The sequence below is a fragment of the Mesorhizobium sp. B2-5-7 genome, from assembly GCF_006440875.1.
Taxonomy (GTDB): domain Bacteria; phylum Pseudomonadota; class Alphaproteobacteria; order Rhizobiales; family Rhizobiaceae; genus Mesorhizobium; species Mesorhizobium australicum.
In genome coordinates, this window is record NZ_VFUO01000006.1 from 387087 (window position 1) to 410612 (window position 23526).

The 23526-nt window shown below is 63.7% G+C and carries 24 protein-coding genes; 15 read left to right on the forward strand and 9 right to left on the reverse strand.

Annotated elements, in window-relative coordinates; genetic code table 11:
- Positions 1 to 122 precede the first annotated feature (122 nt).
- The 5 genes from FJ543_RS25800 (at position 123) to FJ543_RS25820 (ending at position 4972) form a co-directional block, all read left to right on the forward strand.
- Complete coding sequence (locus FJ543_RS25800) at positions 123 to 1139, forward strand: polyprenyl synthetase family protein (protein ID WP_015318844.1); 1017 nt, start codon at positions 123 to 125, stop codon at positions 1137 to 1139.
- Positions 1140 to 1238: 99 nt separating this feature from the next.
- Positions 1239 to 1907 carry a GntR family transcriptional regulator gene (locus FJ543_RS25805; protein WP_015318843.1) on the forward strand — a complete coding sequence of 223 codons (669 nt, stop codon included), beginning with the start codon at positions 1239 to 1241 and terminating at the stop codon, positions 1905 to 1907.
- A 107-nt stretch (positions 1908 to 2014) separates the two neighbouring features.
- On the forward strand, positions 2015 to 2608 hold the full coding sequence (locus FJ543_RS25810) for a biotin transporter BioY (protein WP_140878100.1): 594 nt from the start codon (positions 2015 to 2017) through the stop codon (positions 2606 to 2608).
- A complete protein-coding gene (locus FJ543_RS25815) occupies positions 2605 to 3054 on the forward strand; it encodes a DUF1284 domain-containing protein (protein ID WP_140878102.1) in 450 nt (149 codons plus the stop codon). Before FJ543_RS25810 ends, FJ543_RS25815 begins: the two co-directional genes overlap by 4 nt.
- Positions 3055 to 3196: 142 nt before the next feature.
- On the forward strand, positions 3197 to 4972 hold the full coding sequence (locus FJ543_RS25820) for a tetratricopeptide repeat protein (RefSeq protein ID WP_140724901.1): 1776 nt from the start codon (positions 3197 to 3199) through the stop codon (positions 4970 to 4972).
- Between the two features lie 74 nt (positions 4973 to 5046).
- On the opposite strand, the gene FJ543_RS25825 is transcribed toward FJ543_RS25820, so the two are convergent.
- Positions 5047 to 5508, reverse strand: coding sequence for a GNAT family N-acetyltransferase (locus tag FJ543_RS25825; RefSeq protein ID WP_140878103.1), 462 nt, complete (start codon positions 5506 to 5508; stop codon positions 5047 to 5049).
- Positions 5509 to 5704: 196 nt separating this feature from the next.
- Between FJ543_RS25825 and FJ543_RS25830 the strand changes: the two genes are divergently transcribed.
- Positions 5705 to 6649: a glycine--tRNA ligase subunit alpha gene (locus tag FJ543_RS25830; RefSeq protein ID WP_140617319.1), complete on the forward strand. Its 945-nt coding sequence runs from the start codon at positions 5705 to 5707 to the stop codon at positions 6647 to 6649.
- A gap of 3 nt (positions 6650 to 6652) precedes the next feature.
- On the opposite strand, the gene FJ543_RS31585 is transcribed toward FJ543_RS25830, so the two are convergent.
- On the reverse strand, positions 6653 to 6829 hold the full coding sequence (locus FJ543_RS31585) for a hypothetical protein (RefSeq protein ID WP_181174086.1): 177 nt from the start codon (positions 6827 to 6829) through the stop codon (positions 6653 to 6655).
- Positions 6830 to 7024: 195 nt separating this feature from the next.
- On the opposite strand from FJ543_RS31585, the gene glyS reads away from it, so the two are divergent.
- Positions 7025 to 9340: a glycine--tRNA ligase subunit beta gene (glyS, locus tag FJ543_RS25835; RefSeq protein WP_140878104.1), complete on the forward strand. Its 2316-nt coding sequence runs from the start codon at positions 7025 to 7027 to the stop codon at positions 9338 to 9340.
- A gap of 198 nt (positions 9341 to 9538) precedes the next feature.
- The gene (locus FJ543_RS25840) at positions 9539 to 9826 is read left to right on the forward strand and encodes an ATPase (RefSeq protein WP_140878105.1); all 288 of its coding nucleotides are present in this window, start codon (positions 9539 to 9541) and stop codon (positions 9824 to 9826) included.
- A gap of 71 nt (positions 9827 to 9897) precedes the next feature.
- Here the strand turns inward: FJ543_RS25840 and FJ543_RS25845 are convergent, their stop codons facing one another.
- Together FJ543_RS25845 and FJ543_RS25850 are read right to left on the reverse strand one after the other, a co-directional pair.
- Entirely contained in the window at positions 9898 to 10284 is a 387-nt protein-coding gene (locus FJ543_RS25845) for a hypothetical protein (RefSeq protein ID WP_140617317.1), read from the reverse strand.
- Positions 10285 to 10459: 175 nt separating this feature from the next.
- Positions 10460 to 10930: a hypothetical protein gene (locus FJ543_RS25850; protein ID WP_140661433.1), complete on the reverse strand. Its 471-nt coding sequence runs from the start codon at positions 10928 to 10930 to the stop codon at positions 10460 to 10462.
- A gap of 159 nt (positions 10931 to 11089) precedes the next feature.
- On the opposite strand from FJ543_RS25850, the gene FJ543_RS25855 reads away from it, so the two are divergent.
- The 3 genes from FJ543_RS25855 (at position 11090) to FJ543_RS25865 (ending at position 14261) form a co-directional block, all read left to right on the forward strand.
- Positions 11090 to 12064, forward strand: a complete 975-nt coding sequence (locus FJ543_RS25855) for an L-threonylcarbamoyladenylate synthase (RefSeq protein WP_181171250.1) — start codon at positions 11090 to 11092, stop codon at positions 12062 to 12064.
- Positions 12065 to 12073: 9 nt separating this feature from the next.
- Positions 12074 to 13504 (forward strand): FAD-binding oxidoreductase, encoded by a 1431-nt coding sequence (locus FJ543_RS25860; protein WP_015318831.1) that lies wholly within the window; start codon positions 12074 to 12076, stop codon positions 13502 to 13504.
- 190 nt (positions 13505 to 13694) lie between these two features.
- On the forward strand, positions 13695 to 14261 hold the full coding sequence (locus tag FJ543_RS25865; protein ID WP_041163896.1) for a DUF6101 family protein: 567 nt from the start codon (positions 13695 to 13697) through the stop codon (positions 14259 to 14261).
- Between the two features lie 41 nt (positions 14262 to 14302).
- On the opposite strand, the gene ubiA is transcribed toward FJ543_RS25865, so the two are convergent.
- Together ubiA and FJ543_RS25875 are read right to left on the reverse strand one after the other, a co-directional pair.
- A complete protein-coding gene (gene ubiA, locus FJ543_RS25870; RefSeq protein ID WP_181171521.1) occupies positions 14303 to 15286 on the reverse strand; it encodes a 4-hydroxybenzoate octaprenyltransferase in 984 nt (327 codons plus the stop codon).
- A gap of 75 nt (positions 15287 to 15361) precedes the next feature.
- The gene (locus FJ543_RS25875; protein WP_140878106.1) at positions 15362 to 16273 is read right to left on the reverse strand and encodes a LysR family transcriptional regulator; all 912 of its coding nucleotides are present in this window, start codon (positions 16271 to 16273) and stop codon (positions 15362 to 15364) included.
- A gap of 90 nt (positions 16274 to 16363) precedes the next feature.
- Between FJ543_RS25875 and FJ543_RS25880 the strand changes: the two genes are divergently transcribed.
- A complete protein-coding gene (locus FJ543_RS25880; RefSeq protein ID WP_140878107.1) occupies positions 16364 to 17185 on the forward strand; it encodes a phytanoyl-CoA dioxygenase family protein in 822 nt (273 codons plus the stop codon).
- Between the two features lie 151 nt (positions 17186 to 17336).
- Positions 17337 to 18614, forward strand: coding sequence for a phosphoribosylamine--glycine ligase (gene purD / locus FJ543_RS25885; RefSeq protein WP_140878109.1), 1278 nt, complete (start codon positions 17337 to 17339; stop codon positions 18612 to 18614).
- A 19-nt stretch (positions 18615 to 18633) separates the two neighbouring features.
- Here purD and FJ543_RS25890 read toward each other — a convergent pair whose 3' ends face one another.
- Both FJ543_RS25890 and FJ543_RS25895 read right to left on the reverse strand, forming a co-directional pair.
- On the reverse strand, positions 18634 to 19743 hold the full coding sequence (locus tag FJ543_RS25890; protein WP_140878193.1) for a glycoside hydrolase family 25 protein: 1110 nt from the start codon (positions 19741 to 19743) through the stop codon (positions 18634 to 18636).
- A gap of 140 nt (positions 19744 to 19883) precedes the next feature.
- On the reverse strand, positions 19884 to 20120 hold the full coding sequence (locus FJ543_RS25895) for a hypothetical protein (RefSeq protein ID WP_140878111.1): 237 nt from the start codon (positions 20118 to 20120) through the stop codon (positions 19884 to 19886).
- Between the two features lie 211 nt (positions 20121 to 20331).
- Here FJ543_RS25895 and FJ543_RS25900 point away from each other — a divergent pair, with 211 nt between their 5' ends.
- The gene (locus tag FJ543_RS25900; protein WP_140878113.1) at positions 20332 to 22101 is read left to right on the forward strand and encodes an acyl-CoA dehydrogenase; all 1770 of its coding nucleotides are present in this window, start codon (positions 20332 to 20334) and stop codon (positions 22099 to 22101) included.
- Between the two features lie 19 nt (positions 22102 to 22120).
- Positions 22121 to 22873, forward strand: a complete 753-nt coding sequence (locus FJ543_RS25905) for a crotonase/enoyl-CoA hydratase family protein (RefSeq protein WP_140878115.1) — start codon at positions 22121 to 22123, stop codon at positions 22871 to 22873.
- A 7-nt stretch (positions 22874 to 22880) separates the two neighbouring features.
- Here the strand turns inward: FJ543_RS25905 and pdxH are convergent, their stop codons facing one another.
- The gene (pdxH, locus tag FJ543_RS25910; protein WP_083883094.1) at positions 22881 to 23510 is read right to left on the reverse strand and encodes a pyridoxamine 5'-phosphate oxidase; all 630 of its coding nucleotides are present in this window, start codon (positions 23508 to 23510) and stop codon (positions 22881 to 22883) included.
- Positions 23511 to 23526: the final 16 nt, after the last annotated feature.

A 23526-nucleotide genomic window follows, 5' to 3' on the forward strand; every position in this document is an offset into this window, starting at 1 on the left:
TGACACGCTGTCGCCGCCGCCGCGCCAATTCGCCACTTGCCGTGGCCGTGCCAGCGGCCCTAGAGTCTTGTCGGGACTAAGGGTGCCGTCGCACGCGTTATACCAAGACGGGAGTGATTGTCGTGGGTGTCGTTCTCAACATCGAAAACGGGAAGCGGGAGCCCGCCTCCATCAAGGATCTCATCGATCTGACTGCTGCCGATATGGGACGTGTCAACGAGCTGATCCTGTCCAAGGCCGGCTCCGACGTCGAGATGATCCCCGAGGTCGCCAATCACCTGATCTCGTCCGGCGGCAAGCGGCTCAGGCCAATGCTGACGCTGGCCGCGGCGCAGATGTTCGGCTATGCCGGCGAGGGCCACGTCAAGCTCGCCACTTCGGTCGAATTCATGCATACGGCCACGCTTCTGCATGACGACGTGGTCGATGAAAGCGGCATGCGGCGCGGCAAGAAGACCGCCCGCATGATCTGGGGCAACCAGGCCAGCGTGCTGGTCGGCGACTTCCTGCTCGGCCAGGCCTTCCGCATGATGGTCGATGTCGGCTCGCTCGAAGCGCTCGACATCCTGTCCAGCGCAGCCTCGATTATCGCCGAGGGCGAGGTCATGCAGCTGGCCGCCGCCAAGAACCTCGAAACCACCGAGGACGAGCATTTCGCCGTCATCAAGGCCAAGACCGCCGCGCTGTTTTCGGCCGCCGCCGAGGTTGGCCCGGTCATCGCCCAGGCGACCCGCAACGACCGTGCGGCGCTGCGTTCCTACGGCATGAATCTCGGCCTTGCCTTCCAGCTGATCGATGATGCGCTGGACTATGGCGGCACCAGCAAGGATCTGGGCAAGAATGTCGGCGACGATTTCCGCGAGGGCAAGGTGACCTTGCCGGTCATCCTCGCCTACCGGCGCGGCAGCAAGGCCGAACGCACCTTCTGGAAGCGCGCCATCGAGGACAATGTCACCGACGACGCCGGGCTGGAAAAGGCGATCGGCCTGATGACCCGCCACGGCGCCATTGCCGACACGATCGGGCGCGCTCGCCATTTCGGCGAGATCGCCCGCGACGCGCTGGCGCCGCTGGAAGAGACGCCGCAGAAATCGGCGCTGATCGACGTCATCGACTTCTGCATCAGCCGCGTGAACTGAGCGCCTGACGGCTTGCTACCGGGGCCGTCAGTGAAAAGACGCCTGTGAATTCGCCCTGCCGTCTCGACAAGCAGCCCAGTCGCAAATTATCTATAAAACATGGCCAAGGGCACTGACGACACCATCGCGGTCCGCATCGGCAAGGTTTTGGCGGATCGCATCATCTCCGGCGCGATCGAGCCAGGGGCGAGGTTGCGGCAGGATCATGTCGCCGAGGAATTCAACACCAGCCACGTTCCCGTGCGCGAGGCCTTTCGCCGACTCGAGGCGCAGGGCCTCGCCGTCAGTGAGCCGCGTCGTGGCGTGCGTGTCGCGGCCTTCGATCTGGGCGAGGTCAAGGAGGTCGCCGAAATGCGGGCCGCACTCGAAGTGCTGGCACTGCGCCAAGCCGCGCCGCATCTGACCTCGGCCATTCTCGACCAGGCCGAGGAGGCGACGAAAGCCGGCGACAAATCCCATGACGTCAGGTCGTGGGAGGAGGCCAATCGCGCCTTTCACCGGCTGATCCTGACGCCCTGTGGCATGCCCCGCCTGCTTGCCACCATAGACGACCTGCACGCGGCGAGCGCCCGCTTCCTGTTCGCGGCCTGGCGCTCGGAGTGGGAGACGCGCACCGACCAGGACCACCGGGCGATCCTCACCGCCTTGCGGCAGGGGAACACCGAATCGGCCGCGACAACATTGGGACGGCATGTCCAATGGATTGGCCGCAAGCCGGTCAGGACAGCCTCCGGCGCCACGCGCGAAGCTTTCGCGATCGTGGGTTGAACGATCTTTTCCCAAGCCTAGGCTTGCTATCGCTCCAGAAATGTGGATTCGATAATAGATCGAAGGCAAAAATTATCTATAATTTCGGATCGACCGAAGGGAAGCCTATGACCAACCTCGCATTCTCGTCCGCCAGACCGTCCTTCAGCCCGCTGCGTCTCCAGCAGCGATCGCTCGGTTGGCGGGCCGGCGCCGTCGTGCTCGGCACGCTGTTGCTGGCGCTGTCCTCCTACATCGAGGTTCCGATGGTGCCAGTTCCGGTGACCATGCAGACCTTCGCCGTGACGCTGATTGGCGCACTCTATGGCTGGCGGCTTGGCGCGGTGACGATCGCGGCATGGCTGGTCGAAGGTGCTGTCGGCTTTCCAGTCCTGGCCGGCGGCGCTGCCGGCATTCAGCATTTCGTCGGCCCGACGGGTGGCTATCTCTTTGCCTTTCCTGTCACCGGCGCACTGGTCGGCTGGTTGGCCGAGCGCGGCTGGAACGGCAACAGGGTTTTGCCTGCCTTCGCCGCCATGCTGCTCGGCAATCTTGCCTGCCTGGCTCTCGGCACAGCCTGGCTTGCCGTCATGATCGGCGCCGAGAAGGCCATCACCTTCGGCTTCGTGCCGTTCATCGTCGGCGGGTTGCTGAAATCGGCGCTTGGCGCCGCGACGCTGATGGCGCTCCCGCACGGCAAGATGAACTTGCCCAAGCCGTGACGGTCAGGCTGCGCGCCCACCATCTCCTTTGCCTGCTCACCTATGTGGGCAAGGGGTACAGCCCCGCTTTTACCGCCAATTATGACGGGATCGCGGAGCGCTTGAGCCGGGGCGAGGACATCCTCCTCGTTTCCGGACCAGACGACATCTGCGCTCCGTTGCTTGGCGAGCCGGAACCGCACTGCCTGCGTGACAGTGCGGCCGGACGGGACCGGCAGACCGCGGAAGACGTGGAAGCGCTGCTGGCTCGGCCGATCCGGCACGGCATCCGCCTCGATCTCGATGCCGCCATCCTGACAAGGCTGCGGCAGGCGTTTTCGACCGGCCACGTGCGCAAGGCGTGCGGCGGCTGCGAATGGATCGGGCTGTGCGGCGCGGTGGCAAGCGGCGGCTATCGCGATACGCGGCTGCGGCGGCCTGTTGACGCGCAAAACCGTCCCATTTAGCCATGGTTTGTTAATCGGGTGACCCGATTGTGAATTTCAGGCGGATTGAAGCGCGACCCCAAAAAGGCCATGCTTTGCCTGGAAAGATCGAGTCTGGGTCGATCCGCTGACGCGGAGATGGCGCCTGGCTGAAAGGGATATGATGCAGCAAGGACGTGCGCGCTGGCTGACAAGGCTGGCAATTGTGACGGGCATGGCGATTTCGGCATTGCCGGCCTATGCCAAGCAATCCACCGAACCGGTCAAGATCTCGTCATTCTCGGGCGCCTATCTGGCTGCCAGGATCGCCGAGGGCGACAACGACCTCGACAGCGCCATCGCCTATTACAAGCAAGCCCTGGCCTTCAATCCTGGTGACACAGCCCTGCAGCAGAGCCTGATGCTGTCGCTGATCGCTCAAGGCCGCTTCGACGAATCGCTGGTCTATGCCGACAAGCTCAAGGAAGTGCCCGATGTCGAGCGCTTCTCGCGCCTGGCGCTGGCGGTCGACACCTTCCACAAGAAGGATTTCACCAAGGCGCAGTACTGGCTCAAGCTGTCGCTGGAATCCGATCTCGACCGGCTGATCTCCGGCGTCATGTCCGGCTGGGCCGAGCAAGGTGCCGGCCAGGCCAGCGAAGCGATGGCTTCGATCGACAAGTTGCAGGGGCCTGACTGGTTCGGCCTGTTCAAATCCTTCCACCGCGCCCTGATCGCCGATGCGTCTGGTATGCCTGAAAAGGCCGAGGCTATCTATGCCGCGACGATGCAGGACACCACCGCCGGCGGTGCGGCGCCTGAAACCTGGATGCGCAATGCGCAGGCCTATGCCTCGTTCCTGGCCCGTAAGGGCGACAAGGCCAAGGCGATGTCGGTTCTCGACCAGGCCGAGGCGTTCTCGCCGGGCAAGTTGGAAATCGTCGCCTTGCGCGACAGGATCAGCAAGGGCGACAAGATCGCGCCCTTCGTGTCCGGTCCGTCCGACGGTGCTTCCGAAATCCTGCTCGATCTTGCCACCGCGCTCAACCGTGGCGGCGGCGAGCCATTCGTGCGCCTCTATTTGCAATATGCCTTGGCCCTGAAGCCCGACAGCGACGCTGCCCTCGTGCAACTCGCCGCCGTGGCCGAACAGCTGAAGAACGGCGAGGGCGCCATCGCGCTCTATCGGCGCATCCCCGACTCTTCGCCGCTGAAGGAGATTTCGGACCTGCAGCTTGGCCTCAACCTTGCCGATCTCGACCGCCATGACGAGGCGATCACGCATCTGAAGGCCTTCGTCGAAGCTCATCCAAACGACATGCGCGCCTATCTGGCGCTCGGCGGTGTCTACTCCTCGAAGGAGGATTTCCGCTCCGCCGCCAATCTCTACGACAAGGCCGTCGAGGTGCTGAAGACACCGACCGCCGCCAATTGGAACATCTTCTACCAGCGCGGCATCGCCTATGAGCGGCTGAAGGAATGGCCGAAGGCCGAGCCGAATTTCCGCAAGGCGCTGGAATTGCAGCCAGACCAGCCGCAGGTGCTGAACTATCTCGGCTATTCCTGGGTCGACATGAACACCAACCTGAAGGAAGGCCTGGAGATGATCCAGAAGGCCGTCGATCTCAAGCCGAGCGACGGCTACATCGTCGATTCCCTGGGTTGGGCTTATTTCCGCCTCGGCCGGTTCGATGACGCGGTGCGCGAGATGGAACGCGCGGTCTCGCTGAAGCCGGAAGATCCGGTTCTGAACGACCATCTCGGCGATGCCTACTGGCGCGTCGGCCGCAAGCTGGAAGCCACCTTCCAGTGGAACCAGGCCCGCGACCTGAAGCCGGATCCCGACGTGCTTGCCTCCTTGCAACAGAAGCTGATGAAGGGCCTGCCGCCGATCGAGTCCAACACGGCGCAGGAAACCCCGAAGGTCAAGCCGGAGCCGGTTCCCGCCCCGAAGGGGTGAAACGCCTTTTTGGAATCCGAACGGGGCTCTCGGAGCCCCGTTTTCGTTTTGATGTCCGTCTGCTCAGAACGCGCTCAGAACATCTTTCGATAGACGACGAAGCCAGAGCGTTCGCCGACCTTGTCATAAAGCTTCATCGCGGTGTGATTGGTTTCATGCGTCAGCCAGTATACTCGGCCGGAACCGGCCTCCTGGGCGCGCTCGTAGACGCCTTCGATCAGCGCCCGGCCGACGCCTTTGCCGCGCGAGGCTTCGCTGGTGAAAAGATCCTGCAGATAGCAGTTTGGTGCGATTGCCGTCGTGCTGCGGTGGAACAGGTAGTGGACGAGGCCAAGCAACTCGCCTTCATTTTCCGCGACCAGCGCATGCACCGGCTCATAGGCGTCGAAGAAGCGGGACCACGTCATTGCGGTGATCTCGCTTGCCAGCGCCGTCTCGCCCGAACGGCCATAGAACGCGTTGTAGCCGTCCCACAGCGGCAGCCATCGGTCGAAATCCTGGTCCGTGACGGGGCGGATGGTGACGGGGTTGGACATGGCTTGGCCTGTCGTCGTTGACATGGGTGATACAGGGCTTCGAAGAGAGCGCAGGTCGCCACGTCCGGCAATGGGCCAGCCGCTCGCAAAGCTTTCGGCCGGTCCTGCAAAGGTCGCGGGCGCGCGCCTTGCTTGACGCTTCGCCGCCGTGTCTCTAGGACGTGGCCGCAAGCTAGCCTGTGTCGCCGAGGCCACCGTGACGATTGAAATCCCAGCCCATATGCATCCCAGCCGCTCGTTCCAGGGGCTGATCCTCACTTTGCACAATTACTGGGCGGCTTATGGCTGCGTCATCCTCCAGCCCTATGACATGGAGGTCGGCGCCGGCACCTTTCACCCGGCAACGACGTTGCGCGCGCTAGGGCCCAGGGGCTGGAACGCCGCCTACGTCCAGCCTTCGCGCCGTCCCAAGGACGGCCGCTATGGCGAGAATCCCAACCGGCTGCAGCACTATTACCAGTACCAGGTGATCCTGAAGCCCAATCCACCGAACCTGCAGGAGCTTTACCTCGGCTCGCTTGCGGCGATCGGCGTCGATCCTCTGCTGCACGACATACGCTTCGTCGAGGACGATTGGGAAAGCCCGACTTTGGGCGCCTGGGGGCTTGGCTGGGAATGCTGGTGCGACGGCATGGAGGTGTCGCAGTTTACCTATTTCCAGCAGGTCTGCGGCATCGAATGCGCGCCGGTGGCGGGGGAACTCACCTACGGCCTGGAGCGCCTGGCCATGTATGTGCAGGGCGTCGACAATGTCTACGACCTCAACTTCAACGGCCGCGAGGGCGCCGACAAGGTGACCTATGGCGATGTGTTCCTGCAGGCCGAGCAGGAATATTCGCGCCACAATTTCGAATACGCCGACACGGCGATGCTGCTCAGGCATTTCGAGGACGCCGAGGCCGAGTGCAAGGCGCTGCTCGAGGCCGGCGCGCCGGCCTCGAACGACAATCTGCCGATGCACAAGATGGTCTTCCCGGCCTATGACCAGTGCATCAAGGCCAGCCATGTCTTCAATTTGCTGGACGCGCGTGGCGTGATCTCTGTCACCGAGCGCCAGAGCTACATTCTGCGTGTGCGCAATCTGGCGAAAGCCTGCGGCGAGGCGTTCTTGAAGACGCAGGCCGGTGGATTGGCGGCCTGAGCATCAAGCGCCCTCGGTCATTTGGAGGGAAGCATTGATCGGCGGCAGGATCTGGCCGCTCGGACCAGCCATTGTCCTTAGCGCCTGCCGCACGCCCGGCATCGAGAAGGCGCCGTGGGCCTGCGCGGTGAAGCAGGCGCTGAGCGCAAGGATCTGAAGAAGTCTGGATGCCGTTTTCATTGTCGTTCAGCCAATAGTTCCCTGCCTGAGCGTGGGTCGCTTCAGCGCAGCTTTCGGTTCATGGAAATCTTTGATCCAAGGACGGGCGGGTTCGGCTCGTCCCGACAGGCCTATTGAAATTTATGGAAAGGGTGACAGCGGCCAGCCGAGTTGCTATGCCCCGCCCGGACCACTCTCCCGCATGAGCTGACCCCGATGCCTGACCTGCTTCTTGAACTTCGTTCCGAGGAAATTCCTGCCCGCATGCAGCGCAAGGCGGCGGGCGATTTGAAGAAGATGCTGACCGACGGTCTGGTCGAGGCGGGTCTCACCTATGAGGCGGCGCGTGAGTATTGGACGCCCCGGCGCCTGACGCTCGATATACGCGGGCTCACCGCACGCTCAAAAGACATTCACGAGGAAATCAAGGGTCCGTCGACATCGGCGCCAGAACAGGCGGTCCAGGGCTTCCTGCGCAAGGCCGGCCTGTCTTCGATCGCCGAGGCGCATGTCCATTCCGACCCGAAGAAGGGCGACTTCTACGTCGCCCATATTTCGAAGCCGGGCAGGGCGGCCGAAGAGATCATCGCCGGACTGGTGCCTGACCTCGTCCGCGATTTTCCGTGGCCGAAGTCGATGCGCTGGGGACCGGCCTCGGCCAAACCGGGCTCGCTGCGCTGGGTGCGCCCGCTGCAGTCGATCCTGTGCACCTTCGGCCCCGAGACCGAGGAGCCGGTGGTGGTCGATTTCGAGATCGACGGCATCCGTTCGGGCAACATCACCTACGGCCACCGTTTCCTCGCGCCCGGCGAAATCACCGTGCGCCGCTTCGACGATTATGTGAGCAAGCTGGAGGCGGGCAAGGTCGTGCTCGACGCCGACCGTCGCAAGGAGATCATCCTCGCCGACGCCCGCAACCTCGCCTTCGCCAACGGGCTCGACCTGGTCGAGGACGAGGGCTTGCTTGAGGAAGTGTCGGGGCTGGTCGAATGGCCCGTCGTGCTGATGGGCGAGTTCGAAGAGGCTTTCCTTGCCATTCCGGCCGAGGTGATCCGCCTGACGATCCGCGCCAACCAGAAATGCTTTGTCACGCGGCCGCAGGGGGAAAGCGATGCGCTCTCCAACCGCTTCATCCTCACCGCCAACATCGAAGCGAAGGACGGCGGCAAGGAGATCGCTCACGGCAACGGCAAGGTGGTGCGCGCTCGCCTGTCCGACGCGCTTTATTTCTGGACCACCGACCAGGGCGATTTGCCGGACCTTGACCAACTCCAGGCATCGGCCGAAAAGTTCGGGCTCGATCTGAAAAAGCCGCTCGACCAGCGCATGGCCCGGCTCGACCATCTCAACGTGACCTTTCACGCCAAGCTCGGCACGCAGGGCGAGCGGGTAGAGCGCATCAAGCGATTGGCGGAAGAATTGGCGCCGGTCGTTGGCGCCGATCCCACGCTCGCGGGCCGTGCGGCGGTTCTCGCCAAGGCCGATCTCACCACCGAAGTGGTCGGCGAGTTTCCCGAATTGCAGGGGGCTATGGGCCGCAAATATGCGCTGCTGCAGGGCGAGCATCCATCCGTGGCCGCGGCCATCGAGGAGCACTACAAGCCACAAGGACCGTCCGATTATGTGCCGTGCGATCCAGTGTCGGTCGCCGTGGCGCTCGCCGACAAGCTTGATACGCTGGTTGGTTTCTGGATCATCGATGAAAAGCCGACAGGCTCGAAGGATCCTTACGCGCTGCGTCGCGCTGCGCTGGGAGTGATCAGAATCTTGGTTGAGAATGAGGTCCGATTGGATCTTGCTAGGCAGCTCATCCGCTCGGGGCGTCACTTAATGGCGCAATTGCTTCACAAGGAGGCTGGCAAGGCCGAGGCTCAGCTTGCACCTATGCGAGCAATGGAGGAACTGTCCGGAAACGGCTTGTTGAGCCAGCTGACTGGCCTATCCGAACGCGCTTCTCAACTGATGTTTAACGACGCCGACATACCACCCCAGACCTGGGAGATTGATCGCGCCCGCGACCTTCTCGCCTTCTTCCACGACCGCCTGAAAGTCTACCTCCGCGACCAGGGCGCGCGCCATGACCTGATCGACGCGGTGATCACGCCTCAGTCCGATGACCTCCTGCAGATCGTCCGCCGTGTCGAGGCGCTCGGCTCTTTCCTTGACACCGAGGACGGCAAGAATTTGCTCGCCGGCACCAAGCGTGCCGCCAACATTCTGGCCGCCGAGGAGAAGAAGAAAACGGCCGTCGCCGAAACCGTTGAGCCGGCGTTGTTCCGGCAAGATGCGGAGAAGTCGCTGTTCGCCGCGGTGAATCAGGCCGAGAAGCAAGTCGGCGAAGCGATTCAAAACCAAGACTTTTCGGCTGCCATGCTGGCGCTTAGCGTGTTGCGTGAACCCGTTGATTCATTCTTTGAGCATGTTCTCGTAAATGATGAGGACCTGTCCGTGCGTGCCAACCGACTGGCGCTGCTCGCGCGCATTCGCACGGCTACAGGTCAGGTCGCGGATTTCTCGAAAATCGCGGGTTGAGAAGCACTTTTCCGAAAAGTCGGCACCGATTTTCTCGGAAAAACGGTTTCCGTTTGTCCTTAGATCACGCAGGGATAGAGGGGCCGCAGGCCCCGGGAAAAATATGTTCCGGCCGGCCCTTCGAGCCGGCTTACAGTCATATGACGATGATCTCTCCGTGGCAAAAGGGGTGTGTTCCCCACCCCAACGGAGGCTTCCATGAATTCCGATCACGAAATCGAAGTGACAGAAGAAACCTCGGCTCCTGCCGAGCCGCTTGAATCCGCTTCCGAAACCGCCCTCGATCACGCGGCTGCGACCACGGTCGAAGCCACTGATCTGTCTGACGAAGACGGAGATGGTGATGACGAGGAAGGCGACGATGAAGACGGCGAAGAGTCTGACGAAGACGACGCCGATGACACCGTGAAGGCCGAAGGCGATGACGCCGAAGAATCCGAAGACGGCGAGTCCGAAGACGACGACGACAAGGAAGAAGCAGCCTGATTTTCAGTTAACAGGTTCTCGAGGGCGGCGCTTTCGCGCCGCCCTTCCGCCGTCTTCCCAAATTGATTTGATCAGTTCTCCAGGATGCTGACGCGCACGCTGTTTTCAAAGACGTCGACCTGGATCAGCGGCTCGCCATTGACGATGGCGCGCTTGGTCGAGGAACTCATCGCGCCGGGGCGCTCCAGCATGCGCTGCAGGTCGGCGCGCTGGTCGTTGGTCCTGAACCAGGCGTCGCCCTCGTCGTCGCCGTCGCGGCGATGGAATTTGTGCCAGTTGGCGCGGTCTTGCCGCACCATCTGCGCGGCGCCATCCAGCGCATAGCCGTCGCTCGCCTGGTGGTCGCGATCGGAAATGCGCGCGACATAGGATCCCAGCATGTCGTCCGCTTGGGCCACGCCACCAAGCAATGACGCCAACAGAAGCCCTGCCACGGTAACGGTCTTCGAATTTTTCATGAGCAACCCCCTCTGCCTTGAACGATGCAATTGCGTCCGCTGGAGCCACTTGGCGAAAATCAGCCGCAGGGCCGCCGGCAAGATACTCTAGACGAAATTCGCCGGACAGTGGTGCGCAGGACGCCAGACCGCCGTCAAGCGGCTGCGCATTTTGCCCGTCCGGTTTGCGTGGTCGCTACTTGACCTTGCCGGCTCCTGAAGCAGGCTGGTGGGCTGGCGGTGGCGGCGCGGCTGCCGCCGGTGCCGCTGCTTTCCCGTGCGCTGCCGGCGCGGGGGCTGCCGAGGCTGTCGCCGTGGCGGGGGCGGTTGGGGTGGCTGGGGCCGTTGCCGCGGCCGGCGCCTTGGCCTGCATGGGTGTCGAGAAAGCGCCGCCGACGACGCCGCCCCTAATGATCATCGGGCTCTGCGCGAAGGAGTGCCTCGCCTCGGCCTTGCCGGGGATTGCCGCGACCTTTTCGTAGGTGACGTCAGGCTCGCCAAGCACAACGACGGACACAACATCGCTCGCCTTGCCGTCGGCCGCCTTCAGCGCAAGGATGGAGGGTGTCGAGGCCGGCGCACCGGGAAAGACCAGCGACGAGGCCTGAGCCCCGCCACCCATTGAGGCCAAAGTGATGGCAAGCGCTCCCCAGATACGAACAGACACCGACATAGCTCCCATTGCCCAGAAGCCGCACGATAGTACTCGGCGATTGATGCCGGCTTTCGTGGAAAGATAGCATTTTAGGAATTGATGAATTGCCAATGCCCGCTTGCCCCGGCGGCCCCGTCGTATTACGCAGCCGGCATCCGCGAGGTGACGAGAGTGGCTGAAATACTTGCCGTCGGCGAAGCGATGGAACCGGCGTTGGCGCTGCTCCTGGGCGGCGATGTCGTCGCCATCCCGACGGAAACCGTCTACGGGCTTGCCGGCGATGCCACCAACGGCATTGGCGTGGCGCGCATTTTCGAAGCCAAGGGGCGGCCGCGTTTCAATCCGCTGATCGCCCATGTCGCCGACATGGCGATGGCCGAGCGCATCGCCTCGTTCGATCCGCTGTCCAGGAAGCTCGCGCTTGCCTTCTGGCCGGGTCCGCTGACGCTGATACTGCCACAGCGCCCCGGCAACGGCATTCATCCGCTGGTCACGGCCGGGCTCGACACGATCGCCGTGCGCATGCCGAGGGGTTTTGGCGGCGACCTGATCGCCAGGCTTGGCCGACCGCTTGCCGCGCCCAGCGCCAACTCATCTGGCAAGATCAGCGCGACGACGGCGCAGGCGGTGGCTGCGGATTTAGGCGGGCGCATCAAACTGGTGGTCGATGGTGGCGCTACGCCGGTCGGGCTGGAATCGACCATCGTCAAGGCCGAAGGCGAAAGGTTGCGCCTGCTTCGGCCCGGCGGCATTGCCGCCGACGAGATCGAGGCGGCCATCCGCATGGAGCTGCTGCGCGGCGGCATTGCCGGCGTCGAGGCGCCGGGCATGCTTGCCTCGCACTACGCACCGGGCGCGGCTGTTCGGCTCAATGCCGGCACGGTTGGTGAAGGAGAAGCGTTGCTTGCCTTCGGCGACCAGCGCGCGGAAGGCTGGCGCGGCGCGACCGCTTTCCTCAACCTCTCGCTGTCAGGTGACCTGCGTGAAGCGGCAAGCAATCTCTTTGCCTACATGCAGGATTTGGACCGTAGCGGCGCGCGGATTATCGCCGTCGAGCCAATTCCCTTTGACGGGCTCGGCGAGGCCATCAACGACCGGCTCTCCCGTGCCGCCGCTCCTCGTGACAACGCACAGCCCACAACGTAGTTTTCCCAGATGACCGCAACCGCAAAGACACTCGATCCCGCCCTCATCGATCGTTTCGCGGCGATCGTCGGCGACAAATATGCGCTGCGCGACCAGCAGGACATCGCGCCTTATCTGATCGAGCGACGCGGCCTCTGGCACGGCGCGACGTCCCTGGTGCTGCGGCCGGGCAGCGTCGACGAGGTCAGCCGGATCATGCGGCTGGCGACAGAGACCGGAACGCCGATCGTGCCGCAAAGCGGCAACACCGGGCTGGTCGGCGCGCAGGTGCCGGACAGATCCGGTCGCGAGATCGTCCTGTCGCTATCGCGGCTGAACCGCGTCCGCGAGATCGATGTGCTGTCCAATACGGTCACGGTCGAGGCCGGTGTCATCCTGCAGACCTTGCAGGAAGCGGCCGATGCCGCCGACCGGCTGTTTCCGCTGTCGCTCGCCGCGCAAGGCTCCTGCCAGATCGGCGGCAACCTGTCGTCCAATGCCGGCGGCACCGGCGTGCTGGCCTATGGCAATGCGCGCGAACTGTGCCTCGGCGTCGAGGTGGTGCTGCCGACCGGCGAGGTGTTCGACGATTTGCGCAAACTGAAGAAGGACAACACCGGCTACGACCTGAAGAACCTGTTCGTCGGCGCCGAAGGCACGCTCGGTGTCATCACCGCCGCCGTGCTCAAACTGTTCCCGAAGCCGAAGGGGACGGACGTCGCCTTCGTCGGCCTGTCGTCGCCCGAAGCCGCCCTTTCCCTGTTCAGCCTGGCCATGGACCGCGCCGGGGCCGCACTCACGGCCTTCGAACTGATCGGCAAGCGCCCGTATGACTTTACCCTTGCGCACGCCCAGGGCGTCGTGCGGCCGCTGGCCGAAGACTGGCCCTGGTACGTGCTGATGCAGATATCGTCCGGCCGCTCAGCGGAGGATTCTCGGGCGCTGATCGAGGATGTGCTTTCGGCGGGTCTAGAGCAGGAATTCGTCGGCGATGCCGTCATCGCCGCCAGCCTCGGGCAGGGCGATGCCTTCTGGGATTTTCGCGAGCTGTTGCCCGAGGCACAAAAGCCGGAAGGCGCTTCGATCAAGCACGACATTTCGGTGCCGATCGCATCGATACCGCGCTTCATAAGGGAGGCCGCCGGCGCCGTGGCGTCAGTGAGCGCCGGCGCCCGCGTGGTCTGTTTCGGCCATATGGGAGACGGCAATCTCCATTATAACATTTCACGGCCCGTCGATGGCGACGACGAGGCGTTCCTGGCGCTCTATCATGCGATGAACAAGGCCGTGCATGACGTGGTGCGCAGCCTGCACGGTTCGATCTCGGCCGAGCACGGCATCGGTCAGTTGAAGCGCGACGAACTGATCGCCACCGCGCCGCCGATGGCCATCGATCTGATGCGCCGGGTAAAGGCTGCCTTCGATCCGGCCGGCATCATGAATCCCGGTAAGGTTATCTGATCCTTTCAACATCCTGTGGCTGGTGGCATTCCGATAACCATCCCTGAGATCAGCAAAATTTAACCGACTTTCTTAAGCGCGGCGGTAAGGAGCCGGCGCTACTGTTTCCCCATAACGAGGCCGGGAAAACTGGCCCGGAGAGAACCGGACACCGGCTCTCAGGAGACAGACAGGAAGGCGCTCTATGAACGTGAACACTGGACTGAAGCCAGTCTGGGCGGGACGCAACATGCGTCTCGACCCATTCCGCCTGCCGCAGGTGGTGAGCTATGCCACGCGCGACGATTATGGCGACGTAACCTTCACCATCGACCAGCGCGGCGCAGTGATCCGCCGCCTGCTCGAGATGAGCGGCCTGCCGGCGATCATCGTGCTGCCCGCCAATGCATTTCGCGGCGTCGCCGCCCGTGCGATGGAGGATCCGGAAGGCAATGTCACGGTGACCCTGGAACTCCTGCACAACGATCCGATGCTGTCGGTGCCGCTGCTGGTGGCCGACGATCTCGAAGACGTCGCCGCCGACTGGCGCGCCTGGGCCGACGCCTACCGTCTGCCGATGCTGCTGATCGAATCCGATGGCGTCGCCCGCACCCTGGAAGAATCGCTCGGCGCCGCCATCAAGACATTGCCGCCGCGGGAGCGCCGCAAGGGCCGCGTTTCCAATATGCGCCGCCCCCGCTTCCTTGCCCGCCGCAGAGCCGGTGACCTCGGCCTCAGGCTGGTGATCGGCGGCGAGGAGATCATTTCAAGAGACTAGCGTTCTTCTCCCCGTATAGAGACGGGGAGAAGGAAAAGCCGCTACACCAGCGGCTTCAGCGCCACCCACAATGCGCCGCCGATCAGGCCGAGGAAGATCAGCCAGCCGACCTGGTTGTTCGACCGAAACAGCCGCAGGCACTGGTCTGGATCGTCGATATCCAGAACCGCGATCTGCCGGGCCATGTGGGCGCCGGCGGCGATCAATCCCGCCAGTGCCACCACCGGGGCCTGCGCCGAGGCGAAGGCGATGGCGAAGCAGATCAGCGTACCACCATAGAGCCCCGCGAGCCATGCCTTGGTGTTGTCGCCGAACAGCCGCGCGGTCGAACGCACGCCGACAATGGCGTCGTCTTCCTTGTCCTGGTGGGCATAGATCGTGTCATAGCCGATCACCCACAGGATCGAACCGATATAGAGCATGACGGCGGGGCCATCGAGATCACCGAACTCGACCGCCCACCCCATCAGCGCGCCCCAGGAAAAGGCGAGGCCGAGAAACATTTGCGGCCAGTTGGTTATCCGCTTCATGAATGGGTAGACGGCGACGATCACCAGCGAGCAGACGCCGAGCAGAATGGCAAAGCTGTTGAACTGCAGGAGAACCGCCAGGCCGACCAGGGCCTGCAGGAAAAGAAACAGCCAGGCCCGCCGGCGCGTGGTCTGGCCGGACGGTAGCGGGCGTGAGCGGGTGCGTTCGACCTGGTTATCGATGTCATGGTCGACAATGTCGTTATAGGTGCACCCGGCGCCACGCATGGCGATGGCGCCAATCAGGAAGAGCACAAGGTACAAGGGCGCCGGCAGCAGCGAGAGCAGCGGGTCGCCTGGGCGCGGATAGGCGCTCGCCGCAAGTGCGGCCGACCACCAGCATGGCCACAAAAGCAACTGCCAGCCGATCGGCCTGTCCCACCGCGCCAGTTGCGCATAGGGCCAGATGGCGCGCGGCAGCACGCGATAGACCCAATGGCGGCTCGGCGCATCGGCGACGCGACCCTGGGCCGCTTTTGACTGGACAGGTTCCATTGGCATGGAGTGGCAGCAGCGGCGGAAACCGTCAAGCGGCAAGCGGCAAGCGGAGGAGCGGCGGCCGCCAACCCCTCACGACGCGAAGATGTCGCGTGTGGAAAACCAGACTTGCGCCACCGCGATGAAAGCCAGCGCCGCATTCGACACGCGCTGATGCGTATCGTGGGTGAGAATGATGCGCTGCATGGGCAGCGGATCCGACAGCGGTTTGCAGACGAGGCGCAAGCCGTCATAGCTGCGGTCGCCATGCGGGCGGGTATAGCTGACCGCGACGCCGAAGCCGTTGGCCACCATGCTGCGCTGGAGTTCGAACGAACTTGTTCGCATGTCGGCCACCGGCGACAGGCCACGGCCGCGGAACAGGTCGAGCATATGCTGCCAGCTATGCGGCTGGTCGGTCGTGATCAGCGGGTAGGCGGCCAGATCCGCCAGGCTGACCTCGGGGCGGCCCGCCAGTGCATGGCCCGCCGGCAGCAGCGCATGCGGCCGAAGCTCGTGCAACAGGATGCGGGCGAAATGCGACGGCAGGCCGAGATCGTAGCTGAGGCCGAGGTCGACGGTGGCGTCCGCGAGGCGTCGCCCGAGCGTCTCGAACGTCTCGTCACGGACGACAACCGCGACCCCTCGATGGCGTTCGGAGAAGGCACGGATAAGGCCCGGCGCGAAATAGGGCGCCAGATCCTCGAAGCAGCCGAGCACCAGCTCGCCACCGATGGCTGAATTGCCCGACCCCAGGCTCATGAGTTCGTCGGTCTCGGCAAGAACCTGCTTTGCCTTGGCTACCACGACACGGCCGAAGGAGGTCAGCGAAACGCCGCTTCCCCGCTGGCGTACGAATAGTTTTTGGCCGAAATCCCTTTCGATGGCGTCGATGGCCACTGAAATCGACGGCTGCGAAATGTTGATCGCCCGCGCCGCGCCGGTGACGCTGCCATGGCGGGCGACGGCGATGAGATAGCGGAGTTGCGTGAGCGTAAGGCTCATAGCCAGAACCTATGTGTCAGATGAGAAGTGATTATTTTACGGAATGAGAGGACATTGCGATAGTGGCCTCGATCCTGAGAGGAGGACACCATGGCTTCCCAAACCGCAGCGCAGCCAATCGACACCGAAATCATCGATGCGCGGACAATTGCCGACTACCAGCGTGACGGCGCGGTCTGCATCCGCGGCGCCTTCAAGGGCTGGGTCGACACGATTGCCAGCGGCATCGAGCGCAACATGCGGAGCCGCAGCGCCACCGCGTCCGACATCGCTGGCGGCAAGGGCAGCTTCTTCGACGATTACTGCAACTGGGAGCGTATCCCTGAATTCGTCGATGTTGTGCGCAATTCGCCGGCGGCGCGACTGGCGGCCGCGGTGATGCAGTCGCGCACCGCGCAGTTCTTCCACGACCATGTGCTGGTCAAGGAGCCCGGTACGCAGAAGCCGACGCCGTGGCACCAGGACATCCCCTATTATTTCGTCGACGGCCAGCAGACGGTGAGCTTCTGGATCCCCATCGATCCTGTGAAGGAGGCGACGCTGCGCCTGATCGCCGGCTCGCACAAATGGGACAAGATGATCCTGCCGGTACGCTGGCTGGACGATGGCAATTTTTACGCCGCCGAGGGCGATTACCGTCCGGTGCCCGATCCCGACACCGATCCATCGATGAAAGTTATCGAATGGGAGATGGAGCCGGGCGACGCCATCCTGTTCGACTTCAGGACGGCACACGGCGCGCGCGGCAATATGACCGCGGCCCGGCGCCGGGCGTTGTCGCTGCGCTGGGTCGGCGACGATGCCCATTATGTCGAGCGACCGGGCCGCACCTCGCCGCCCTATCACGGCCATGGCATGCAGCCGGGACAGAAGCTGCGCGAGGATTGGTTTCCGGTGGTCTTTCAGGGCTGAACGAGAGCCGGAATAGGGGCGGCGGTGGCCGGCGCCCTATTCGACAGGGATAACGTTCCCGTGCGCAATCCACCCTGATGCCTTGACCCGTCACCCAGAGAGCAATAGCGGGTTGTTCTCTCTATGGGATCGGCGGCATCAAGAGGTGGCCATGAACGTTCTTCTTCTCGGCTCCGGCGGCCGCGAACATGCGCTGGCCTGGAAGATTGCCGCTTCGCCGCTGCTGACCAAGCTCTACGCGGCCCCCGGCAATCCGGGCATCGGCAGCGAGGCCGAACTGATTAAGCTTGATATCACCGATCATGCCGCGGTCGCCGCCTTCTGCCGGGAGAAAAAAATCGATCTCGTCGTGGTCGGCCCGGAAGGGCCGCTCGTCGCCGGCATCGCCGATGATCTGCGCGCCGAAAACATCCGCGTCTTCGGGCCTTCGAAGGCCGCCGCGCGGCTGGAAGGCTCGAAGGGTTTCACCAAGGACCTCTGCGCCCGGTACAACATTCCGACCGCCGCCTATGGCCGGTTCGGCGACCTGGCCTCGGCCAAGGCCTATGTCGAGAAGACAGGCGCGCCGATCGTCATCAAGGCCGACGGGCTCGCAGCCGGCAAGGGTGTCACCGTTGCCATGACGATGGACGAGGCACAGGCGGCACTCGCTTCCTGCTTCGACGGGTCCTTCGGCGCTGCCGGCGCGGAGGTGGTGATCGAGGAATTCATGACCGGCGAGGAGGCGAGTTTCTTCTGCCTCTGCGACGGCACCACGGCGCTTCCCTTCGGCACCGCGCAGGACCACAAGCGCGTCGGTGATGGCGACGTCGGTCCCAACACCGGCGGCATGGGCGCCTATTCGCCGGCCCCGGTGATGACGCCTGACATGATCGAGCGCACCATGCGTGAGATCATCGAGCCGACCATGCGCGGCATGGCCGAGCTTGGCGCGCCTTTCGCCGGGATTCTGTTCGCCGGATTGATGATCACGGAAAGCGGGCCGAAGCTGATCGAATACAACACCCGCTTCGGCGATCCCGAGTGCCAGGTGCTGATGATGCGGCTCAGGGATGACCTGCTGGTGCTGCTCAATGCCGCGACCGATGGCCAGCTCGCGCATATGTCGGTGCGCTGGCGTGACGAGGCGGCGCTGACCGTCGTGATGGCGGCCAGGGGCTATCCCGGCACACCGGAGAAAGGCTCCGTCATCCGCGGCGTCGAGGACGCCGCCGGTGAAGGCGTCCAGATTTTCCATGCCGGCACCGCAATCAATGGCGGTGCGCTGGTCGCCAACGGCGGCCGTGTGCTCAATGTCACGGCGAGCGGCGCCACGGTCGGAGAGGCGCAGGCGCGGGCCTATGCCGCCCTCGACCGCATCGACTGGCCGGACGGGTTTTGCCGCCGCGACATAGGCTGGCAGGCCGTGGCGCGCGAGCAGGCCGGCTGAAGCTCCGACCGGGTGGCGGCTATTGCTGACCTCGGTCGAGGGTTGTCGAAGCGGTGCTGACCGGGTCGGCCGCGGCAAAGGCGGCGTCAAGCTGTTCGGGGGAACGCTGCCCGCCCCGCTTCCAGGCCACATATTGGACAATGCCGAACCCCGGCCGTCGCGGCACCGTCTTCACGACTGGCATGCGGAACCCGTCGCGAAATTTTGACCAGCGCGAACCAAGCACGGCGACTATTTCCTCGAAGGTCGGCGGCGTCGCCACATCGGCATAAATGATGGTGGCCTTGCCGGCGAGCGCGGCTTCCCGCGAGAGCGGCACTGGTACGCTGGCAAGATAATCGGCAGGCACGTCGATCAGGCCACCGAAAGGCCATTGCTGGCGCAGAGTGACGGCATCCGTGGGCGCCACGTTGACGTCGATGTTGTCGGGTGTGCCGGCAACCCTGTAGGGGCAACGGAAGCGGCCGCAATTGGCCTGCGCCGAGAACTGCCAGAGCGCGTAGCCCTGCCAGTTGCCCATCGGAAAATGCACGTCGATGTCAGGCTTATAGCGCGCGTACCAAAGCGGCAGCCGCGACAAGAGCCGGTATTTGTAGCGGTTGTCGGCGATATATTGGGCGGTCTTGCCGTTGGTGTAGAGCACCGGGAAGCGGCCGATGCGCCGATGCACCTGGCGGGCGAACTCCTCGGCATCGTCGAGCGACATCCATTGCGAGGGATCGATGCCCTCGATGTCGAGAGCCATGAGGTCGTCCGGTGCGGGGTCGGCGAAATCGAGGAAATTGTTGGCCTGTTCGACCGGATTGCCGGGACGGGCGAGATGATAGGCGCCCCATTTCATGCCGAGCGCCTTGGCCACGACCCTGCGTGTCTGGAACAATTCGCGCGTCACCGCGTGGCGTTTCCACAGTGCCTTGCACAGTTTCACGTCAGTCTCGCCGCCGAAACAGAAATAGGGCGGCGGCATGCCATCGGAAGCCTTGTTGATGAAGGCGACGATGCGCTTGTCGGTGGCAAGCTGGGCCCAGTCGATGGAATTGTATTCGTAGGCGTCGATGACGAGCGCGCGGTCAGCGCTCTTCCACGGCTCGGAGAAGTCCGAAGCCTTTGCCGCCGTGCCCAGCACAATCGCTGCCGCGAAAGCGAGAAGCGCCGTGCGACGAAGGAGGCGCGCCGTCCTTTTCAAAACAGGGAATCCCCGTTGATCAAAGGCAAATCCTGGACCGCTATGGTTAAGAAAATGCTTCTCGGACGCTGTTGCGGGATAAGCTAGCGCCGGTTGAACGGTTGAACTTCGAACGGGTCGGGCGCGGGCTCCTGTTGCAGCGTACCTTCGGCGGCGCGTTTGCGGTGGTGGGCAAGCGAGCATCGCGGCGAGCACAATATGCCGCGATCCGACCAGTAGGCGGCACCATTTCCCAGGTGGCCGTGATAATAGGAAAACCCGGTTGCCCGATAGGGCAAACCGCATTCGATGCAGCGATAGGCGTCAGGTCTGGCAAGCATGAGAATCTTCCGGTCGCTGGTTTTCCGTCGCCGGTCGATTTGGTCCGGCATCTGTCGAATTTAATACAGCCCCGCCTGATTGCAAAATCAGCGTGACAAAATTTGACGTTTACGTAAAAAGGCGATCGGAGACCGCCCAAAGGCGGATGGTTTTGCGGCGGCACTGGCCCTAGGATCGGCGAGGCCGATGCATAAGGGAGGATCGAGCGGCATGTATCGGGCACCGGTCGAGGATATCGCGTTCACCCTGAAGCATGTGGCCGGCATGAAATCCGCCATCGACACGGGAGCGTTCGGAGACCTCAGCGAGGATCTGGTCGACGCCGTCCTTGGCGAGGCGGGCCGTTTCGCCTCCGAGGAGGTGGCCCCCCTTTATAAAATCGGCGACGAGCATGGCGCCGTGCTCAGCGATGGCGCCGTCACCACCCCGCCGGGCTGGAAGGAACTCTATCGCCGCTGGATCGAAGGCGGCTGGAATGCGCTCTCCGGGCCGGAAGAGTATGGCGGCCAGGCCTTGCCGACCATGCTCGGCGTCGCCGCACTCGAAATGTGGAACTCCGCCGCCATGGCCTTCGGCATCGGCCCGACGCTGACCATGGGCGCGGTCGAGGCGCTCGACAAGCACGCTTCCGAGGAACTCAAGGCGACATATCTGGCAAAGCTCGTCTCCGGCGAATGGATGGGCACCATGAACCTGACCGAGCCGCAGGCCGGATCGGACCTCGCCGCCTTGCGCGCCCGCGCCGAGCCCGCCGGCGACGGCACCTACCGCCTCTTCGGCCAGAAGATATTCATCACTTACGGCGAGCACGATTTCACCGACAACATCATCCATCTGGTGCTGGCGCGGCTTCCCGATGCGCCGGCCGGAACGCGTGGCATCTCGCTGTTCCTGGTGCCGAAATTCCTGGTCGGCGACGATGGCTCGCTCGGCGCGCGCAACGACGTCTTCTGTTCCGGCCTCGAACACAAGCTCGGCATCCATGCCTCGCCGACCTGCACCATGATCTATGGCGACGGTTTTCAGGGCGCCAGGCCTGGCGCCATCGGCTGGCTGATCGGCGAGGAGAACAAGGGCCTCGCCTGCATGTTCACCATGATGAACAATGCGCGTCTTGCTGTCGGGATGCAGGGCGTCGCGGTCGCGGAAGCAGCGACCCAGAAGGCGATTGCCTATGCCAATGAGCGCCGCCAGGGCAAGGCGGCGGATTACGCCGGCGCCGGCATGGCGCCGATCGTCCACCACCCCGACGTGCAGCGCAATCTCCTGACCATGAAGGCGCTAACCCAGATCGCGCGGTCGATCAGTTATTCCTGTGCCCACGCCATCGACATGGCGCGCGTGTCGTCAGGCGGCGAGGCGGCGCATTGGCGCGACCGTGCAAATTTGCTGACTCCGCTCGCCAAGGCGTTTTCGACCGATGTCGGCGTGGAAGTTGCCTCGCTTGGCGTCCAGGTGCATGGCGGCATGGGCTTCATCGAGGAAACGGGTGCGGCCGCGTACTATCGCGACGCGCGCATCGCGCCGATCTATGAAGGCACCAACGGCATCCAGGCGATCGATCTGGTGACCCGAAAACTGCCGCTCGGTGGCGGCGAGCATGTGCATGGCTACATCGACGAACTGGCCGGTATCGCCAATGCCGTGCGAACGTCGAACCTCGAGGGTTTTGGCCGCACCGCCGACACTCTCGATCAGGCGCTCTCCGATTTGACGCAAGCGACGCGTTTCCTGCAGAAATTGTCGGCCGAGGGCCGGACGGAGGAGGCGCTGGCTGGCGCCACGCCGTATCTCCGGCTGATCTCGCTTGCCGCCGGCGGCGCTTATCTGGCGCGGGCCGCTCTTGCCGACCAGGGCCGCATCGCGCTTTGCCGCTTCTTCGCCGAGAACCTGCTTGGCGAAGCCAGCGCTTTGAAGGAGCGCGTCATCGATGGCGCCGGCAGCCTGGCTGCTGCCGCCGAGGCACTGATTTCCGCCTGACCTTCACAAGGAAAACACTGTGACAGACCACATCCTCGTCGAGCGCCAGGGCGCCATCCAGATCATCCGCATGAACCGGCCGGACAAGAAGAACGCGCTGACGCGTGCCATGTATGCGAAAATGTCGGCGGCCCTTGCCGAAGGCGACGCCGATCCGGCGGTCCGCGTCCATGTCTTTCTCGGCGTGCCCGGCGCCTTTTCCTCCGGCAACGACCTTGCCGATTTCATGGTCGTGGCCACCGGCGGCGATGGCGGCACCGAAGTCTGGGATTTCCTGATCGCCCTGGCCGGGGTCGAAAAGCCCATCGTGTCCGGCGTCGACGGTATCGCGGTCGGCATCGGCACCACGATCAACCTGCACTGCGACCTGACTTTCGCGACGCCGCGCACCGTGTTTCGGACCCCCTTCGTCGATCTCGGCCTCGTGCCCGAGGCAGGATCGAGCCTTTTGGCGCCCCGCATCCTGGGCCAGCAGGGTGCTTTCGCCCTGCTCGGTCTCGGTGAGGGCTTTTCGGCCGAGCGCGCGAAGGCCGCCGGGCTGATCTACGAGGTGGTCGAGGAAGGTGGGCTGGAGGCTTCGGTGCTTGCAGCGGCCGGCCAGATCGCGGCCAAGCCACCGCAAGCGCTCAAGATCGCGCGCGACCTGATGCGTGGCTCACGCGACGATCTGGTTGCCCGCATCGGGATAGAGAGCGAGCATTTCCGCGAGCGGCTGAAATCCGACGAGGCGCGCGCCGCCCTCACGGCATTCATGACCAGGAAAAAGGGCTGATGGTTCGTCAGGGATAGAGCCTGGCCTTGTCCCAGCCGCCTGCCGCGTTGCGTGAAAAGACCACGCGGTCATGCAGCCGGAACGGCCGGTCGTGCCAGAATTCGATCGTCTTCGGCACGATCCGGAAGCCCGACCAATGTTTCGGTCGCGGGATTTCGCCGATGGCATAACGCGCCGTGTATTCTGCGACCGCCTTTTCCAGCGCGAAGCGGCTTTCCAGCGGGCGCGATTGCTTCGACGCCCAGGCGCCGATGCGGCTGCCGCGTGGCCGCGTGGCGTAATAGCTGTCGGCTTCCGCATCGCTGACGAGCTCCACCGGACCGCGAATGCGCACCTGGCGGCGCAGCGATTTCCAATGGAAACACATCGCCGCCTTCATGCTGCCAAGAATCTCCTGGCCCTTGGCGCTCTCGAAATTCGTGTAGAACACAAAGCCGCTTTCATCGAACCCCTTGAGCAGCACCATTCTTACGTCCGGCATGCCCTCGGCATCGACGGTCGCCAATGCCACGCCATTGGCATCGTTGATTTCGCTCTTGGTAGCGTCGTCCAGCCATGCGGCAAAGAGGCGAAACGGCTCGCCCGCCTCGGTAAAGTCACTGCTTGTTAACTCTGTGTCACTCATAGTTTTTCTCAAATTGTCACGAGACCAG